The organism is Achromobacter sp. Bel (assembly GCF_012928505.1).
In the GTDB taxonomy this organism is placed as follows: domain Bacteria; phylum Pseudomonadota; class Gammaproteobacteria; order Burkholderiales; family Burkholderiaceae_B; genus Achromobacter.
Window position 1 is genome coordinate 22,645 of record NZ_JABBJN010000053.1, and the last position, 17,843, is coordinate 40,487.

The 17,843-nt window shown below is 66.7% G+C and carries 17 protein-coding genes; 12 read left to right on the plus strand and 5 right to left on the minus strand.

Translation table 11 applies throughout. From position 1 onward, the window contains the following. The first annotated feature begins 18 nt into the window (after window positions 1-18). Genes HG262_RS24975 through HG262_RS24985 form a run of 3 tightly spaced genes read left to right on the plus strand, consistent with a single transcriptional unit; the run spans window position 19 to window position 2,080 of the window. Window positions 19-1,278 (plus strand): aromatic ring-hydroxylating dioxygenase subunit alpha, encoded by a 1,260-nt coding sequence (locus tag HG262_RS24975; RefSeq protein WP_169273571.1) that lies wholly within the window; start codon window positions 19-21, stop codon window positions 1,276-1,278. Window positions 1,279-1,280: 2 nt separating this feature from the next. Continuing rightward, window positions 1,281-1,754: an aromatic-ring-hydroxylating dioxygenase subunit beta gene (locus HG262_RS24980; RefSeq protein WP_169273586.1), complete on the plus strand. Its 474-nt coding sequence runs from the start codon at window positions 1,281-1,283 to the stop codon at window positions 1,752-1,754. A gap of 14 nt (window positions 1,755-1,768) precedes the next feature. Next, window positions 1,769-2,080, plus strand: a complete 312-nt coding sequence (locus HG262_RS24985; protein ID WP_169273572.1) for a non-heme iron oxygenase ferredoxin subunit — start codon at window positions 1,769-1,771, stop codon at window positions 2,078-2,080. A 60-nt stretch (window positions 2,081-2,140) separates the two neighbouring features. Here HG262_RS24985 and HG262_RS24990 read toward each other — a convergent pair whose 3' ends face one another. The 4 genes from HG262_RS24990 to HG262_RS25005 all read right to left on the minus strand — a co-directional run bounded on the left by HG262_RS24990 (window position 2,141) and on the right by HG262_RS25005 (window position 7,608). Next, a complete protein-coding gene (locus HG262_RS24990; protein WP_169273573.1) occupies window positions 2,141-2,980 on the minus strand; it encodes a tRNA threonylcarbamoyladenosine dehydratase in 840 nt (279 codons plus the stop codon). Window positions 2,981-3,057: 77 nt separating this feature from the next. Beyond that, window positions 3,058-4,455: an efflux transporter outer membrane subunit gene (locus HG262_RS24995; RefSeq protein WP_211187765.1), complete on the minus strand. Its 1,398-nt coding sequence runs from the start codon at window positions 4,453-4,455 to the stop codon at window positions 3,058-3,060. A 5-nt stretch (window positions 4,456-4,460) separates the two neighbouring features. Then, the gene (locus HG262_RS25000; protein ID WP_169273574.1) at window positions 4,461-6,419 is read right to left on the minus strand and encodes a MacB family efflux pump subunit; all 1,959 of its coding nucleotides are present in this window, start codon (window positions 6,417-6,419) and stop codon (window positions 4,461-4,463) included. A 1-nt stretch (window position 6,420) separates the two neighbouring features. Beyond that, window positions 6,421-7,608: an efflux RND transporter periplasmic adaptor subunit gene (locus tag HG262_RS25005; RefSeq protein ID WP_169273575.1), complete on the minus strand. Its 1,188-nt coding sequence runs from the start codon at window positions 7,606-7,608 to the stop codon at window positions 6,421-6,423. A 377-nt stretch (window positions 7,609-7,985) separates the two neighbouring features. On the opposite strand from HG262_RS25005, the gene HG262_RS25010 reads away from it, so the two are divergent. The 6 genes from HG262_RS25010 (at window position 7,986) to purU (ending at window position 13,169) form a co-directional block, all read left to right on the plus strand. Further along, the gene (locus tag HG262_RS25010; protein ID WP_348984423.1) at window positions 7,986-9,194 is read left to right on the plus strand and encodes an MFS transporter; all 1,209 of its coding nucleotides are present in this window, start codon (window positions 7,986-7,988) and stop codon (window positions 9,192-9,194) included. A 2-nt stretch (window positions 9,195-9,196) separates the two neighbouring features. Beyond that, entirely contained in the window at window positions 9,197-9,859 is a 663-nt protein-coding gene (locus tag HG262_RS25015) for a gamma-glutamylcyclotransferase (protein WP_169273576.1), read from the plus strand. Between the two features lie 115 nt (window positions 9,860-9,974). Continuing rightward, on the plus strand, window positions 9,975-10,604 hold the full coding sequence (gene pdxH / locus HG262_RS25020) for a pyridoxamine 5'-phosphate oxidase (RefSeq protein ID WP_169273577.1): 630 nt from the start codon (window positions 9,975-9,977) through the stop codon (window positions 10,602-10,604). A gap of 39 nt (window positions 10,605-10,643) precedes the next feature. Beyond that, on the plus strand, window positions 10,644-11,168 hold the full coding sequence (locus tag HG262_RS25025; RefSeq protein WP_169273578.1) for a flavin reductase family protein: 525 nt from the start codon (window positions 10,644-10,646) through the stop codon (window positions 11,166-11,168). Next, window positions 11,165-12,274 carry an NAD(P)/FAD-dependent oxidoreductase gene (locus tag HG262_RS25030; RefSeq protein WP_169273579.1) on the plus strand — a complete coding sequence of 370 codons (1,110 nt, stop codon included), beginning with the start codon at window positions 11,165-11,167 and terminating at the stop codon, window positions 12,272-12,274. The genes HG262_RS25025 and HG262_RS25030 overlap by 4 nt, the downstream gene beginning before the upstream one ends. A 40-nt stretch (window positions 12,275-12,314) precedes the next feature. Further along, window positions 12,315-13,169, plus strand: coding sequence for a formyltetrahydrofolate deformylase (gene purU / locus HG262_RS25035; protein WP_169273580.1), 855 nt, complete (start codon window positions 12,315-12,317; stop codon window positions 13,167-13,169). Window positions 13,170-13,172: 3 nt separating this feature from the next. Here the strand turns inward: purU and HG262_RS25040 are convergent, their stop codons facing one another. Then, on the minus strand, window positions 13,173-14,072 hold the full coding sequence (locus tag HG262_RS25040) for a LysR family transcriptional regulator (protein WP_169273581.1): 900 nt from the start codon (window positions 14,070-14,072) through the stop codon (window positions 13,173-13,175). A gap of 116 nt (window positions 14,073-14,188) precedes the next feature. On the opposite strand from HG262_RS25040, the gene HG262_RS25045 reads away from it, so the two are divergent. The 3 genes from HG262_RS25045 to HG262_RS25055 all read left to right on the plus strand — a co-directional run. Continuing rightward, window positions 14,189-15,892: an acyl-CoA dehydrogenase family protein gene (locus HG262_RS25045; RefSeq protein ID WP_169273582.1), complete on the plus strand. Its 1,704-nt coding sequence runs from the start codon at window positions 14,189-14,191 to the stop codon at window positions 15,890-15,892. A gap of 46 nt (window positions 15,893-15,938) precedes the next feature. Further along, the gene (locus HG262_RS25050) at window positions 15,939-16,919 is read left to right on the plus strand and encodes a tripartite tricarboxylate transporter substrate binding protein (RefSeq protein WP_169273583.1); all 981 of its coding nucleotides are present in this window, start codon (window positions 15,939-15,941) and stop codon (window positions 16,917-16,919) included. A gap of 12 nt (window positions 16,920-16,931) precedes the next feature. After that, window positions 16,932-17,843, plus strand: a 912-nt coding sequence (locus HG262_RS25055; RefSeq protein WP_169273584.1) for a CoA transferase, incomplete at its 3' end; no start/stop codon positions are given.

Below are 17,843 nucleotides of genomic sequence, written 5' to 3' on the forward strand. Positions count from 1 at the left end.
CCAAGCACGAGGCCGCCCATGAACGCCCCCGAACAGCCGCTTGCCTTCGTCCCGCCCTGGCAAGGCGACGGCTCCCACCGCATCCCTTTCGGCGTCTACACCGATGCCGCTCTGCACCAACGCGAGCTGGAACGCTTCTTCTATCGCGCGCACTGGAGCTACGTGGGCCTGGAGGCCGAAATCCCCAATCCGGGCGACTTCAAGCGCACTGCGGTGGGGGAAAGGTCCGTCATCCTGCTGCGCGACAACGATGGCCAGGTGCGCGTGGTGGAAAACGTCTGCGCCCACCGCGGCGTGCAGTTCTGCCGCGAACGGTCCGGCAACCGCAGCGAATTCGTGTGCCCCTATCACCAATGGAACTACGACCTGCAAGGCAACCTGATCGGCGTGCCTTTCCGGCGCGGCGTGAAGCAGGATGGCAAGGTGAACGGCGGCATGCCGCCAGATTTCAAGCCGGAAGAGCACAGCCTGACCAAGCTGACCGTGGCGTGCCGCAACGGCGTAGTGTTCGCCTCGTTCGACCCGGGCGTGGAGCCGCTGGAAGACTACCTGGGTCCGGACATCCTGCACTACTTCGACCGTGTCTTCGACGGCCGCGAACTGGTGATCCACGGCTACAGCCGCCAGCGCATCCCCGGCAACTGGAAGCTGATGCAGGAGAACATCAAGGACCCCTATCACCCGGGCCTCTTGCACACCTGGTTCGTCACTTTCGGCTTGTGGCGCGCGGACAACCGGTCGGAACTGAAGATGGACCAGCACTTTCGCCACGCCGCCATGATTTCCACTCGCGGCCAGGGCGGCAAAGGCAGCGTCACCAGCGGGGTGTCCAGCTTCAAGGAACAGATGTCGCTGAACGATGACCGCTTCCTCGACATCGTCCAGGAGCCCTGGTGGAACGGCCCCACCGCCGTGCTCATGACACTGTTCCCCAGCGTCATCATCCAGCAGCAGGTGAATTCGCTGTCCACCCGCCACATCCAGCCCGTGGGCCATGACGCCTTCGACTTCGTCTGGACCCACTTCGGCTTTGCCGACGACACGCCCGAGATGACGCGCCGGCGCCTGCGCCAGGCCAACCTGTTCGGCCCGGCCGGCTTCGTGTCGGCGGACGACGGCGAAGTCATCGAATTCTCGCAAGCGGGTTTTCAACAGAAGCCGTGGCACCGCAGCGTGGCGGAACTGGGCGGCAAGACCGCCGAGAACACCGACCACATGGTGACCGAAACGCTGATCCGCGGCATGTACGCGTATTGGCGCCGCGTGATGGAGGCATGACGATGCTGGACTTTCCGCTCTACTACCAGCTGACCCGCCTGTACGCCGACTACGCCGCCGCGCTGGACGCCGAGGAATGGGAGAAATGGCCGGACTTTTTCCTGGAAGACTGCACCTACAAGGTGCTGCCCCGCGAAAACCATGAGCGCGGCTATCCGCTGGCGACCATGGCGTTCGAAAGCCGCGGCATGCTGAAGGACCGCATCTACGGCGCCACCGACACGATCTTCCACGACCCGTACTACCAGCGCCACGTGGTGGGCGCGCCGCGCGTGCTGGCGGTGGACGGCGACCGCATCGAATCCGAGGCCAGCTACGCGGTGTTCCGCACCAAGCCCAGCCAGCTGACCACGGTTTTCAACGTGGGGCGCTACCTGGACGTGGTGCGCCAGACGCCCGACGGCCTGAAATTCGAATCGCGGCTGTGCATTTTCGATAGCGAACTGATCCCCAATTCGCTCATCTATCCCATCTGACCAGGACAATCGCTATGAGTACGCAATGGATCAAGGCCATCGCCCGGGCCGATGTGCCGGACGAAGACGTCATCGCCGTGCAGGCGGGCGGCCGCGAGATCGCCTTGTACGGCGTCGACGGCGAGGTCTACGCCACCTCCAATCTCTGTACGCACGGCAATGCCCGCCTGTGCGACGGTTTCCTGGAAGGCCACGAGATCGAGTGCCCGTTGCACCAGGGCCGCTTCGACGTGCGCGACGGCCGGGCGTTGTGTTCCCCCTTGCGGGAAAACGTGGCGACCTACCCCGTCAGGATCGAGGACGGGATGGTGTTCGTGGCGCTATGAGGCAAAGGCCATACGGCCCAATGGCGACCGGTACGCCGTGACGCGCCCACCGGCAGGCGTTCAGATCGCCAGCCGCAGCGCCTCGTTGGCGGCCGCCATGCCCATGGCGGCTGTCACGGTTACAACCGAACCGTAGCCCGCGCACGACAGGCCTTGCGGCGCGATGTTCTGGCCCGAGGCGCCCAGATCGTCCTCGCCCTCGACGGGGCGGGTCCAGGCGTCAGGCAGGATGGCGGGCTGGTCGAACCACAGCGCGTGGATACCCATCTTGGGCACGCGCTTGAGCGCCTTGCCGTTCTGGTCGGAAGCACGCGGAAAGCCATGCTCGCGGCGCAGTTTGTTGCGCAGCTTGGCCAGCAAGGCGTCGTTCACCGCAGCCGACAAGTCCCCCGCCCGCAACGCCAGCGGATCCGTCTTGCCGCCTGCGCCCCCGCACAGCAGCATCGGCATGCCCAGCGCCCGGGCATGCAGGATCATGGCAATCTTGGCCGTGGCCTGGTCGGTGCAGTCGATGATGACGGTATAAGGCCCGGGCAAGACCTCGGCGACGTTCTCCGGCGACACGAAATCATCCACCCGCGTGATCCGGCATTCCGGATTGATCGCCAGCACCCGCTCGGCCATGGCATCCACCTTGGATTGGCCCAGCGTGGACGACAGCGCATGGATCTGCCGATTGACGTTGGATTCGGCGATGTGGTCCAGGTCAATGAGCGTCAATGCGCCGACCCCGCAGCGCGCCAGGGCCTCGACGGTCCAGGAACCGACGCCCCCCAGGCCGGCGACCGCGACGTGGGCGTTTTGCAGACGCGCGGGAGCTTGTGGGCCATAGAGACGGGACAGGCCGCCGAAACGGCGGTCCAGGTCGGCGGGGGGGATCGGGGGATCGGGGGAGTTCATGCGGGTATTTTATAGGGCGGCGCGTTGTGGGTGTTTGAGCGCCGGCGTTGTGCTTCGTAGGTCGCCCATCGTCGCTATCAACGAACCACAACGTCATCCCCGCCAAGCGCCCGATAAACCGTCACCTGGTTCACCAAGCGATTCAACCCGTTCTCGTCCCGCGCGATCTCCGCCGTGCGCCGCTTCTCCTGCGCGTCCAGCCAGTCCTTCAACGACACGGCCCCAGCGCGGTAGCGCACTTCGTACAGGCGTTCCGCGTCACGCGCCGCCCGTAACGACACCGCCAGCTGCTCCGCCTGCAACGCCAGCTGCGTGCGATTCGACAACGCGTTTTCGACATCTGCCATCGCCTGATACAGCGACTGCCGGAAGTTGACGACGCGTTCTTCGTAGTCCGCCTTGGATATCTTGATATTCAGCTGCATCTGGTTCCATTGCAGGAACGGCAGCGTCAACCCCACGCCCAGGGACGCGACGGGGTTTTGCAGGATGTTGGACAGCGTCGGGCTGGCGCTGCCCACCGCGCCCGTCAGCGTGACCGGCGGGTAGAAGCTGGCGCGGGTGGCATCCACGGTGGCCAGCGCTTCGCGCAGGCGCAGTTCCGCCGCGCGCAGATCCGGCCGACGGCCCAGCAGGTCGGCGGGGACGCCCGCGCGCGCTTCGGGCAGCGGGTACTGCGGCAGCCGGGCCGGGTCGGCCATGCTGCGGTCGGGCGGGCCATCGAACAGGATGGTCAGCGCATTCGTGTATTCCACGCGCTGCTGCACCAGCAAGGTGTGCGCCGCCTGCTGGCTGGCCACGGTCTGCTCGGCTTCGGCCAGTTCCAGGGCCGATGCGCCGCCCGCGGCGTACTGCGCGCGCACCAGGTCCTGCGTGCGGCGGGCGTAAGCGATGCTTTCTTCGCTGCTGGCAATGCGCTGGTTGATGAAGGCCGTCTGCCAGTACAGCGTGGCGGTGGTGCTCACCAGCGACAAGGCCGCGGTCTGACGGTCCTGCTCGGTGGCCAGCGCTTCCCATTGGGCGGCATCGCGCTGGCGCGACAGCTTGCCCCACAGGTCGACCTCGTAGCTCACGGTCAGCTCGGCGGCATTGGTCCGCGCGATGGCGCGGTCGCCGTACAGGTTGCGGTTGCGCGACACGTTGGCGCTGCCCCCCAGTTGAGGAATCAACTGATCCTCGGTCAGCCCCGCCTGGTACTGGGCGCGGCGTACCCGGATCGCCGCGGCGGCAAGGTCGTTGTTGCGCGCCAGCACGGCATCGACCAGTCCGTTCAGGACGGGATCATTGAAATTGCGCCACCAGGCGCCGCCGTCGGCCAGCGGCGCTTGCGCATCGCCCGGCGCGCCATGCGTCCAGGCGGCGGGCGCCTGGGTCAGCGGGGGCTCGTAGTCGCTGCGCAGCAGGCTGCCGCAACCGCCCAGCGCCAGAAGCAGCGCCAGGGCGGCGGGTGTGCGAATCAGGGAAACCGCTTTCATTGTCTTCATTCCCGGGCCAACGCCTCGACGGGATCCAGGCGCGCCGCATTGCGCGCCGGCAAATAGCCAAAAAGCACACCGATCAGCGTCGAGCACGTGAATGCCGCCACCATCGATGCCGTGGAATAGATCATCTGGAACGAACCGCCCGTGGCCTTGGACACCAGCACGCCCAACGCCAGCGACAGGATGATGCCGAGTGCGCCGCCGATCAGGCACACCAGGACCGCTTCGATCAGGAACTGCTGCATGATGTCGCTGCGCCGCGCGCCCACTGCCATACGCACGCCGATCTCGCGGGTGCGCTCGGTGACGGACACCAGCATGATGTTCATGACCCCGATGCCGCCCACCATCAGCGAAATCAGCGCGATCAGGGACACCAGCAAAGTCATGGTGGCCGTCGTGCGCTCGATGGTCTTGCGGATCGCATCCGTGTTGAACACGAAGAAATCCTTCACCACGTGACGCCGCATCAGCACGCGTTCGATGGCGCGTTCGGCCGCGGCGGGCGGCGTGGCGTCGTTGACGCGCACCGTGATGCTCTTCAGGTGCTGCTGGCCCAGCACGCGCGACAGCGCCGTGGTGTATGGGATCCAGACATTCAGCGATTCGTTGTTGCCGAAGACGGATTCCTTTTTCTGGGTCACGCCGATCACGCGGGCGGGCATCGACCCCAGGAACACCACCTGCCCGATCGGTTCCGTATGCGAGCCGAACAGAGTCCGCCGCGTGCCTTCGTCGATCACCACTTCCTGCGCCCGGCGCACGACGCTGGTGTCGTCGAAGAACTTGCCCTGTGCCAGTTTGATGGCGCGCACGCGGAAGTACTGTTCGCCCACGCCCTGGATCGAGCCGTTCACGGACACGTTGCGGTAGCGCAGCGTGTTGCTGGTGACGACTTCGGGCGTGACGCTGTCCACGTAGGGTTCGCGCGCCAGGGCGTCGGCGTCGGCGGCGACCAGCGTCCGGATGTTCACGGCTTTCTCGTCGCCGAAGTCCTTGCCGGGGAACACCTCGACGGTATTGGTGCCGATGGCGCTGATGTCTTCCAGGATCTTGCGCCGCGACCCTTCGCCCAGCGCCACCACCGACACCACGGCCGCGATGCCGATGATGATGCCCAGCATGGTCAAGGACGTGCGCAGCCGGTGCGCGTTCATGGACAGCAACGCCATGCGCAGCGCTTCGCCGCAGCGGTCCAGGTACGACTGCCAGGCGGGCCGCTTGGGCAATGCCGGCGATGCGTCGCGCTCGGCCTGCCTGCGCCGCGCGTCGGGATTGCGCTTGTCCGCGACGATCTCGCCGTCGCTGATCTCGATGATGCGCTGCGCGTGGCGCGCCACGTTCATATCGTGCGTGACGATGATGATGGTGTGGCCGGCCGCGTTCAATTCCTCCAGGATGCGCAGCACTTCCTGCCCGGTGTGCGTGTCCAGCGCGCCGGTGGGTTCGTCGGCCAGGATGATGTCGCCGCCGTTCATCAACGCGCGTGCAATGCTCACGCGCTGCTGCTGCCCCCCCGACAGCTGGCCAGGGCGGTGTTCGGACCGATCGCCCAGCCCCAGCCGCTTCAGCAATTCCTCGGCACGGTCCGTCCGGGCTTCGCGGCGCTTGCCGGCGTAGACGGCCGGCATCTCCACATTGCCCTGCGCGGTCAGGTCGGACAGCAGGTGATAACGCTGGAAGATGAAACCGAAGTGCTCGCGCCGCAGCTCGGCCAGCTCGTCGGGATCCAGCTCGCCGGTGCTGCGGCCGCTGACCCGGTAGTCGCCACGGGTCGGGCGGTCCAGGCAGCCCAGGATGTTCATCAGCGTGGACTTGCCCGAACCTGACGCGCCCACGATGGCGACCATTTCACCGGCCTCGATGGTCAGGTTGATGTCCTTCAGGACGGCAATGGTCTGCTCGCCCGCGGGGAACTCGCGGCGCACCCCGGATAGCGAGATCAGCGGCCCGCCCATGTCAGGCTCCCGGCGCCGCGACGGCCGCAGGCGCGGAATCCGCCGTCACGACCCGCTCGCCCACCTCCAGCCCTTCCAGCACCTGCGCCTGCACGTTGTTGTTCATGCCGATCTTGACCTGGCGCACTTCGGTCTTGTTGTCCTTCAAGACCACGCGCACGGCATAGCGGCCGTCTTCGCCGCGCTTGCCCAGCGCCGAGGCCGGCACCACGACGGCGTCCTTGGCCTCGCCCAGCACGATAAAGACCTGGGCGGTCATCGAAATGCGCAGCTTTTCGTCGGGGTTGGGCACGTCGAACAGACCGTTGTAGTAGACGGCGGCGGTGGTCGAACTGCCGGTGGAAGACGTCAACGACGATGTCGCATCGTCTTTCTGGATGGAGTCCGGCGCCGGTTCCACCGCGCGCAGCTTGGCCTGGTAGCGCTGGTCGGGTTCGCCCAGGATCGTGAAGTACACGGGCAGGCCGGCCTTCACGCGGGTCACGTCGGCTTCCGAGATCTGCGCCTTGATCGTCATGGTGTCCACCTGGGCCACCTTGATGATGGTGGGGGCGCTCTGGATGGAGTTGACGGTCTGGCCTTCCTTGGTCACCACCGCTACCACCATGCCGTCGATGGGCGAGACGATACGCGTGTAGCCCAGGTTGACGCGGGCGGTGTCGACCTGGATTTCGGCTTGCGCGATCTGCGCGTCCAGCGAGGCGATCTCGGCACGCGTCACGGCCAGCGTGGCCTCGGCCGTCTCATAGGCCTCGCGCGAACTGGCGTCTGCCGCCAGCATCTGGCGTTGGCGCTTGAAGGCCAGTTCAGCCTGCTTCAGCGTGGCGACCTTGGCCGCGCGTTCGGCGCGTCGCGTCTGCAAGGCCGCTTCGGCGTTGCGCAGCTCGTTCTGCTGGGTCAGGTCGTCGATCTCGGCGACCAACTGGCCTTTCTTGACGCGATCGCCAAGTTCCACTTTCAGGGACTTCAATTGGCCGGTGGCCTGGGCACCGACGCTGACGCGCTCGATGGCGTCGATGGTGCCGCTGGCCAGGACGCTGTCTTCAAGGTTCGCCCGGCTGACCTCGCCCACCGCGAAGGTGGGCGGCGGCGGCGCCGAGAAAAAGACGGCGCGCAGCGCGAACGCCACAAGCAGGACGATGACGGCGATCAGCGCATAACGCTTGAATTTGCTGCGGGACTTTTTCATTGAACCTGATGATAGGGGGCGAGGGCCGCGGACCCGCGCCGGTATTGCGAAGCATAGGTGCCCATCCTAAACGGGCCTCCCGGCCAATCGCCTGCCAATCTGTGGCAAAACGGTGAAAAACAGTAAAGCGATACCGGTCCGTCAAGCTCTCGCCCAATTGTTCCGTTGTGAGAACGATACAACGACTACGGCGCATGCGCGGAACTGCGGTTTGCGCACATTCTGCGAACGTGCCGCCATCTTGCACCCTAAGCACGCCAGTTGCCCGCTAGATGGCGCCCATCTTGTCGCCACCCGCTGAAACAATTTGCGGCAGTGCAAACCATCCTCGTCTCGACATAGGCCGACGATCCGCACAGAATGAATGCAGTTACGCCGTGTCTACCTCTAACAGATCCCCCTCCTCGCCGTCCAGTTCCCCGGAATTTTCCGGGGCGGTGCTGCTGTGCCTGCTGGCAATGATGAATCACGTGGCGCTGACAGGGGGACGGATCACTGTTTCGCTGACCGCGCTGCAGATGGGCCTGTCCACCTTCAAGGTGGGCACGCTGGTCGCCGTATTCGCCGTGCTGCCGATGCTGTTTTCGGTGCGCGCCGGCCGCTGGGTCGACCGGGTGGGTATCGTGCGCCCGCTCGTCATCGGGACGTCATTGGTGGCGATCGGCACCGCATTGCCTTTCATCTCGCAGACTCAGACCGCCCTGCTGATCGCGTCCTGCTGCATCGGCATCGGATTCATGTTGCATCAGGTCGCCACGCAAGACCTGCTGGGACACGCCGAACCCGCGCAACGCCTGCGCAACTTCTCGTTCATGTCACTGGCGCTGGCCGGGTCAGGATTTTCCGGGCCGCTGATCGCCGGACTGGCGATCGACCATCTGGGCACGCGCACCGCTTTCGGCCTGCTGGCACTGGGGCCCATCCTGTCGGGCATCGGCCTGTACGCGATGCGTCACCAGTTGAAGGCCGTGGACGCCCAGCTTTCCGGCGCCAAGGAAGCCCAACGCCGCCGGGTGACCGAATTGCTGGCGGTGCCGGCGCTGCGCCGCATCCTGATGGTCAACACCATCCTGTCTGGCGCCTGGGACACCCATTTGTTCGTGGTGCCCATCTTCGGTGTCGCGATCGGTCTGTCGGCCACCACGATCGGCGTCATTCTGGCGTCGTTCGCGGCGGCAACGTTCGTCATCCGGCTGGTATTGCCGCTGATCATGCGTCGCGTCCGGTCCTGGACGCTGGTCCGGGTGGCAATGGCGACGGCAGCCATCGACTTCATGCTTTACCCGCTGTTCACCGATGTTAGCGTCCTGATCGTGCTGTCGTTCGTTCTGGGCCTTGCCTTGGGGTGCTGCCAACCGAGTATGCTATCCCTGCTGCACCAGCATTCGCCGCCGGGCCGGGCCGCCGAGGCCGTGGGCTTGCGGATGGCGCTGATCAACGGGTCTCAGGTTTCCCTGCCCTTGACCTTCGGCGCGCTGGGTGCGGTGATCGGCGTCGCCCCCTTGTTCTGGGCCTATTCGCTGGCCTTGATGGCGGGCGGCTGGGCCAACCGCAATCCCCCGCTCGAGTCTGACCGGAAGCCGTAGTCGTGAACACGCAGTCCTCTCCTCCCGCCCCCGGCATCGCCGGCGCCAGCTTGCCCTTCCGTCTCTGGACGCCCGAGGAAAGGCGGGCCTCGTTGGACCATGCCCTGCAACACTGGCAATCCGGGGAAGACGTCTGGGTATATGGGTACGGATCGCTTATCTGGCGCCCTGATTTCGACTTCATGGAACGCCGCCTGGCGACCTTGCGCGGGCACCATCGGGCCCTGTGCCTGTGGTCGCGCGTGAACCGCGGCACCCCGGAGTGCCCTGGGCTGGTGTTCGGGCTGGACCGCGGCGGCTCCTGCCGGGGCGTGGTCTACCGCCTGGCAGGCGACCAGGTCCCCACCTATTTCCCCGCCCTCTGGGAACGCGAAATGTCCACCGGCGCCTATCTGCCGCGCTGGATCAATTGCGCGACCGACGCCGGCCCCGTCCGCGCGCTGGTCTTCATCATGAACCGGGACAATCCGGCCTATATCCGCGCCCTGCCCGACGCCGAACTGCTGGCCATCGTCCGACGGGCCGCCGGCCGCTACGGGCCATGCACCGACTATGTGGTCCAGACCGCCCAGGCGCTGCGCGCCGCCGGCATCCATGACGCCCGCCTGGACGCCATCGCCCGCCGGCTGGAACTCGATGGGCGGCCGCTGCCCGAAGGCGCCTGACAGCCCCTGCCCGCCTTCCGGCGGGAAACATGCCTGAGACCTGCGCGGGGTCAATAAGGGAGCGATGCCCCAAGCGGTATAAACTCCCTGTTATCAACGCTGAATCCCACGCCTCATGTCCGTCTCCGATCTGCGTCAAAGCTACGAAAAGAACGTCCTGCTGGAAAGCCAGGCCGCCGCCTCCCCGTTCCAGCAGTTTTCCCGCTGGTTCGACGAAGCGCTGGCCGCCAAGGTGCCGGAACCCAACGCCATGACGCTCGCCACGGTGGACGGCAGCGGCCAGCCCAGCGCGCGCATCGTCCTGATCAAGGGCTTTGACGAGCACGGTTTCACGTTCTTCACCAACTACGAATCCCGCAAGGGCCAGGACCTCGCGGCCGAGCCGCGCGCCTGCCTGCTGTTCTTCTGGCAGCCGCTGGAGCGCCAGGTACGGATCGAAGGCGTGGTGGAAAAAGTCGCCGCCGAAGAGTCGGACGCGTATTACCACAGCCGCCCTGCCGGTTCGCGCATCGGTGCGTGGGCCTCGCGCCAAAGCCAGCCCATCACCCGTGAAGCGCTGGAAGCCCGCGAGCAGGAATTCCGCGAGCGTTTCGGCGATCAGCCGCCACGCCCGCCGCACTGGGGCGGTTACCGCCTGAAGCCCACCGCTTTCGAGTTCTGGCAGGGCAGGCCATCGCGCCTGCACGACCGCCTGCGCTATGTCGCCGACGGCACGGCCTGGAATATCGAACGCCTGTCGCCTTGATGCCGGGCGCCCCGCGCGCCCGCCCGACTTAACGATTGCATGCCCGCCTCCTCCCCTGATTTTGACGCCTCATTCTTCCGTACCGCGCTGGGCCGCTATGCCACGGGCGTAACGGTGGTCACCGCCGCCGGCCTCGACGGCGCGCCCATCGGGCTGACGGTCAGCTCCTTCAATTCGGTGTCGCTGAACCCGCCCCTGATCCTCTGGAGCCTGTCGCGCGGATCGTCTTCGCTGGCGGCGTTCGAGCAATGCGAACGCTATGTGGTCAACGTGCTCAGCGCCGAGCAGATCGCGCTGGCGCGGCGCTTCGCCACGGGCAAGACGCCCGACCGCTACGCCGGCCTGACCGTGCACCACGCGCCGGGCGGCACGCCGATGCTGGACGGCCACTGCGCCGCCTGGTTCGAATGCCGCAATCGCAGCCGCTACGAAGAAGGCGACCACATCATCATGGTGGGCGAGGTCGAGCGCTGCGGGCACAGCAGCGAACCGCCGCTGGTGTTCCATGCGGGCGGTTTCGACCTGACCCCGGCCGGATCGCGGTCTGAAAGGAAAGCGCCATGAGCGTGGATGTCGATTGCGTCGTCATTGGCGCGGGCGTCGTGGGCCTGGCGATCGCCCGCGCGCTGGCCCAGTCCGGCCGTGAAGTGCTGGTGGCGGAAGCCACGGAAGCCATCGGCACCGGCACCAGCTCGCGCAATTCCGAGGTCATCCATGCCGGCATCTATTACCCCGCAGGCAGCCTGAAGGCGCGCCTTTGCGTGCGTGGCAAGCACCTGCTGTACGCCTACTGCGCCGAACGCGCCATCCCGCACAAGCGGCTGGGCAAGCTCATCGTGGCCACTGACCGCGAACAGGCCGCGCAGCTGGAAGGCATCGCGCAGCGCGCCCGCGCCAACGGCGTGGACGACCTGCAATACATTTCCGGCGAAGACGCCATGCGCCTGGAGCCCGCGCTGCAATGCACGGCCGCGCTGGTGTCGCCGTCGACCGGCATCGTGGACAGCCACGCGCTCATGCTGTCGTTCCAGGGCGACGCCGAGAACGCCGGCGCCCAATGCGTGTTCCATACGCCGCTGGTATCCGGCCGCGTCCGCCCCGAAGGCGGCTTCGCCCTGCAATTCGGCGGCGATGAAGCCATGACCCTGACCTGCAACGTGCTGATCAATTCGGCCGGCTTGCAGGCGCCGGCGCTGGCCCGCCGCATCGATGGCGTGCCGCCCGCCAGCATCCCCACCGATTACCTGTGCAAGGGCAGCTACTTCACCCTGTCCGGCCGCGCCCCGTTCTCGCGCTTGATCTACCCCGTGCCGCAACACGCCGGCCTGGGCGTACACCTGACGCTGGACATGGGCGGCCAAGCCAAGTTCGGCCCCGACACCGAATGGGTCGGCACCGAAGACTACACGTTGGACCCGGCCCGCGCCGACGTGTTCTACGAGGCGGTGCGCAGCTACTGGCCCGCCCTGCCCGACAACGCGCTGGCCCCCGGCTACACCGGCATCCGGCCCAAGATCTCCGGGCCGCAAGAGCCCGCCGCCGACTTCGTCATCGCCGGACCCGCCGTGCATGGCGTACCCGGCTTGGTGAATCTGTTCGGCATCGAATCCCCCGGGCTGACCTCCAGCCTGGCCCTGGCGGAAGAAACGCTGGCGCGCCTGACCGCCTGATTCCGCCCCCCCCCTTCTTACCACGGCCTATTTCCGCACCATGCAGCACAACGACTACATCCTGACCCTGTCCTGCCCCGACCGCACCGGCATCGTCTACCGCGTCAGCGGCCTGTTGTTCGAATTGGGTTGCAACATCCTGGATTCGCAGCAGTTCGGCGACGAAGAAACGGGCCAGTTCTTCCTGCGCGTGCACTTCGACCTGCCCGCCGCCGTGGCTGCCGACGACCTGCGCGCCCGCCTGGCCACCCTGTCCGGCGACTACGGCATGGACCTGAAGCTGCACGATGCGCGGCGCAAAGAGCGCCTGCTGATCATGGTCAGCAAGCAGGGCCATTGCCTGAACGACCTGCTGTTCCGCGTGCATAGCGGGCATTTGCACGCAGAAGTCGCCGCGATCGTGTCGAACCACAACGACTACGCGAGCCTGGCGGCGTCCTACGGCATCCCGTTCCACTACCTGCCCGTCACGGCCGACACCAAGGCCGAACAGGAAAAGCAGGTGCTGGAAATCGTGGAACGGTCAAACACCGACCTGGTGGTGCTGGCCCGCTACATGCAGATCCTGTCGGCGGACATGTGCCGCGCCCTGAACGGCCGCGCCATCAACATCCACCACAGCTTTTTGCCCAGCTTCAAGGGCGCCCGCCCCTATCACCAGGCGCATGCGCGCGGCGTGAAGATCATCGGCGCCACCGCCCACTACGTGACCTCCGACCTGGACGAAGGCCCGATCATCGATCAGGACATCGAACGCGTGGACCACACGATGACCGCCCAGGACCTGACCCAGGTCGGCAGCGACATCGAATCCCTGGTGCTGTCACGCGCCGTGCGCAGCCACGTCGAACACCGCATCCTGCTGAACCGCAACAAGACCGTCGTGTTCCGCTGATCCTCAGCCCGTTGCAGCGGGCGGATATTGGCGCGCCACCAGCGCCATCGCCTTCTGCTGCAGCGGCGAACGCGCCCCGGCCGGCCAGATCACCTGACTGACGGAACGGGCCTCGTGCGCGAAGGCGATGAAGCGCGTGCCCGCCAGGCCGCTGCGCGACAGGCAAGCCGGCACGATCGACACCCCCAGCCCCTGCGACACCAGCGACGCCACGCTCAGCCAGTGGCGCACCTCATGCCGGATCCCCGGCATGAATCCCGCCGCCACGCACATCGACAGTACCGTTTCGTAATAGCTGGGCGATGCCGCGCGGGCGAAGAACACGAAATCGTCGCCCGCCAGGTCCGCCAATCGCAGCGACTCGCGCTGCGCCAGCGGGTGCGAATCCGGCAGGCACACGACAAACGGCTCGGCCATCAGATCGCGCGCGTGGACCTCGTCGGGCACCGGATTGGCGTGGATGAAGCCCAGGTCCTGCTCGCCGCGCCGGACGGCTTCGATCTGCTCGTAAGAGTTCAGTTCGGTCAGCACGTGCTCCACATCGGGCAGCTCGGCCCGCATCGCATTCAGCAGCGCGGGCAGGCCGCGATACAGCATCGACCCCACGAAGCCGATGCGCAGCCGGCCCCGCAAGCCCGCGTCCACCCGCTGCACCAGCGTGCGCACCTCCTCCGCCTGCCGCAGCAGCGTCAGGGCTTCGCGGTACAGCACCTGCCCGGCGTCGGTCAGCGCCACGTGGCGGCTGGTGCGGGCCAGCAGGCGCGCGCCCACGTTGTCTTCAAGCTGGCGGATGGCATAACTGAGCGGCGGCTGCGAAATGTGCAGGCGCGCGGCGGCGCGGCTGAAATGGCGCTCTTCGGCGACCGCGATGAAATAGCGCAACAGGCGCGGGTCCAGATCCATGGGTGCCTTCCAATCTATATTTTTTATGGATTGTTCTACACAAAAACGGTATTTGCGTAGATTAATTCACCCGCGCAACATCGGCCATCTTCTCCCGTTTTCCGCAGGATGCCGCCATGGATACCCCAAAGACCGCCCCGACCGCCGCCGCCGTCACACCCGTTCCGGACTCCCGCGGCCTGAACCTCTTCAACGCCGACCCCTATGCGGCCGCCCTCAGCCAGCGCTACCTGCCGTCCGCGCTGCACGCGCACCTGCTGCCCCACCTGCAACGATTGGGCGGGCTGGCCGGCGGCGTCATGGATGAGCTGGCATCCACGGCCGACAAGCATCCGCCCACCCTGTCCGTGCGCAGCCGCGCCGGCACCGACGAATCCCGTGTCGACAAGCACCCGGCCTATGTCGAACTCGAGCGCCTGGCCTACAGCGAATTCGGCCTGGCGGCGCTCTCGCACCGCGGCGGGGTACTGGGCTGGCCGGAACCCATGCCGGCCGCCGCCAAGTACGCGCTTAGCCACCTGTTCGTACAAGCGGAATTCGGCCTGTGCTGCCCGGTCAGCATGACCGACTCGCTGGCGCGCACGCTACGCAAGTTCGGCGATCCGGCGCTGGTCGAGCGTGTGCTGCCACAAGTCACCTCGCAGGATTTCGACACGCTGCGCCAAGGCGCCATGTTCATGACCGAACAGGGGGCGGGCTCGGACGTCAGCGCCACCGAAGTCACGGCCGAGGCCCAGGACGACGGCACCTGGCGCATTCACGGCGACAAATGGTTCTGCTCGAACCCCGACGCCGGCTTTGCGATGGTGCTGGCGCGCAGCGAGCCGCAGCCCGGTTTGAAGGGCGTGTCGCTCTTCCTGTTGCCGCGCGACTTGGCCGACGGCAGCCACAATCACTACCGCATCCTGCGCCTGAAGGACAAACTGGGTACGCGGTCCATGGCCAGCGGTGAAATCCGACTGGAGGGGGCCGTCGCCTGGCTGGTGGGCGACCGCGGCCGCGGCTTCAAGCACATGGCCGACATGATCAACAACTCGCGCCTGTCCAACGGCATGCGCGCGGCCGGCCTGATGCGCCGCGCGGTCACCGAAGCCATCTACGTGTCACAGCATCGCCGCGCCTTCGGCAAGCGCCTGATCGACATGCCGCTGATGCAGCGCCAGCTGGTCAAGATGACGGTGTGGGCTGAACAAGCCCGTAGCGTCATGTTCCAGACGGCGCGGGCGCTGGCCGACGCGGACCACGGCGCGGCGGATCCCGCGCTGGCCCGCATCCTGACGCCGCTGATCAAATTCCGTGCCTGTCGAGACGCCCGCAAAGTGACGGGCGACGCGATGGAAGTGCGCGGCGGTTGCGGCTATATCGAAGAATGGACCGAGCCGCGCCTGGTGCGCGACGCCCATCTGGGTTCCATCTGGGAAGGCACCAGCAACATCGTCGCGCTGGACGTGCTGCGCGCCATCAAGAAAGAAAACTCCCTGCCCGCGCTGCGCGCCCATATCGACCGTCTGCTGGCCGACGGCGCGCCCTGCCCGCCTGCGCTGGCCGACCGGCAGGCCCAGGCGCTGGACAAGACCTTCGCGCTGGCCGAACACGCCGCGCAAGGCGACCATGCCGAACTGGCCCGCCAGGCCGCATCGCTGCTGTACCACGCGGTATCGATGGCCGCGCTGCGCTGGGAAGCCACGGGCGCCGGCCTGGAAAGCCGTGCGCACTTGGCCGACCAGGTGCTGCTGCACCGCCTGGCACCGCAAGACCCCTATGCCATTCCCCCCAACGAAAGCGCGGCCTGCCAGGCCATCCTGCAATACGCGCTGTAAACCGACGCCGGCGGCACAGCCGGCGCGTCCCCCAGGAGACACCCCCATGAAACGCCTTCTTGCCCCCCTGATGCTGGCGGCCGCCGCCGTGGCCCCGTCCACGCCCGCCTTGGCCGCGGACGCCTTCCCCACGGCCCGCCCCATCACGCTGATCGTGCCCTTCCCGCCCGGCGGCCCGACCGACGCCATGGCGCGTCGCTTGGCCGAGAAGCTGCGCGAGCCCCTGAAGCAGAACGTGATCGTCGAAAACCGCAGCGGCGCGGGCGGCAACATCGGATCCGAGTACGTGGCCTCGGCCAAGCCAGACGGCTACACGCTCCTGTTCGGCACGTCCGGCCCGCTGGCCATCAACGTCAGCCTGTACAAGAAACAAGGCTACAACCCCGAAACCAGCTTCGCGCCCATCATCCGCCTGGGCCACCTGCCCAACATCCTGGTCGTGAACCCGTCGGTGCCGGCCAACAACGCCCAAGAGCTCATCGCCTACGCCAAGAAGAATCCGGACAAGCTCAGCTACGCCTCGTCGGGCAACGGCGCGTCGTCGCACCTGGCCGGCATCCTGTTCAACAAGATGGCCGGCACGCAGATCATGCACATCCCCTACAAAGGCACCGGGCCGGCGCTGAACGACCTGCTGGGCGGGCAGGTATCGATGTCGTTCACCGACATCCTGACCGCGCTGCCCTACATCAAGGCCGGCAAGCTGCGCGCCATCGGCCTGGCCAGCGCCCAGCGCTCGGAAGCCCTGCCGGACCTGCCCACCCTGTCCGAACAGGGCCTCAAGGGATATGACGTCAGCGTCTTCTTCGGCATCGTCGCCCCCAAGGGCACGCCCGACGATGTGGTGAACACGCTGAACCAGGCGTTCAAGACCGCGCTGTCCGATCCCGCCATCAAGCAGACCCTGCACTCGCAGGGCATTGTCGAAGCGCAGGACCAGACGCCGCAAGGCCTGGCCGCCTTCATCACCACCGAAGTCCCCAAGTGGCGCGAGCTCATCACCAGCGCCAACGTTTCCATCGACTGAAGCTGACTCTCCATGGCCCCCACCCTACCGAATGCCGGCGCGCTTGCCGGATGCAAGGTGATCGACCTGTCCCGCGTGCTGGGCGGTCCGTATTGCACGCAGATCCTGGCCGACCACGGCGCCGACGTGCTGAAGATCGAACCGCCCGGCGGCGATGAGACGCGGGGATGGGGCCCACCCTTCCTGGGCGACACGGCGTCGTACTTCATCGGCGTGAACCGCAACAAGGAAGGCATGACGCTGGACCTGTCGCAGCCGGCCGGCCAGGAGCTGCTGCGCCACTTGCTGGCCGACGCCGACGTGCTGGTCGAGAACTTCAAGCCCGGCACGCTGGAGAAGTGGGGCCTGGGCTTCGAGTCCCTGAGCCAGGCCTTCCCCAAGCTGATCCATTGCCGCGTCAGCGGCTTCGGATCGGACGGCCCGCTGGGCGGCTTGCCCGGCTACGACGCCTGCGCGCAAGCCATGTGCGGCCTGATGAGCGTCAACGGCGAAGCCGACGGCGACGCCACCCGCGTCGGCCTGCCGGTGGTGGACATGGTGACTGGCCTGAACGCGGCGGTGGCCATCTTGCTGGCCCTGAATGAACGGGGCCGCAGCGGCCTGGGCCAGTTCCTGGACATCACGTTGTACGACTGCGCGCTGTCGCTGCTGCATCCGCATGCGGCCAACTACTTCTACAGCGGCAAGGTGCCCAAGCGTAGTGGCAACGCGCATCCGAACATCGCGCCCTACGAAACACTGCCCACCGCCAGCGGCCCGATCTTCCTGGCAGTCGGCAACAACCGGCAGTTCGCATTGCTGGCCCAGGAGCTGGAGGCCCCTGGCCTGGCGACAGACCCGCGCTATGCCACCAACGCCGACCGCCTGCAGCATCGCCAGGCGCTGCGCGACGAGCTCTCCGCCTTGCTGGCGGGGCAGGACGCG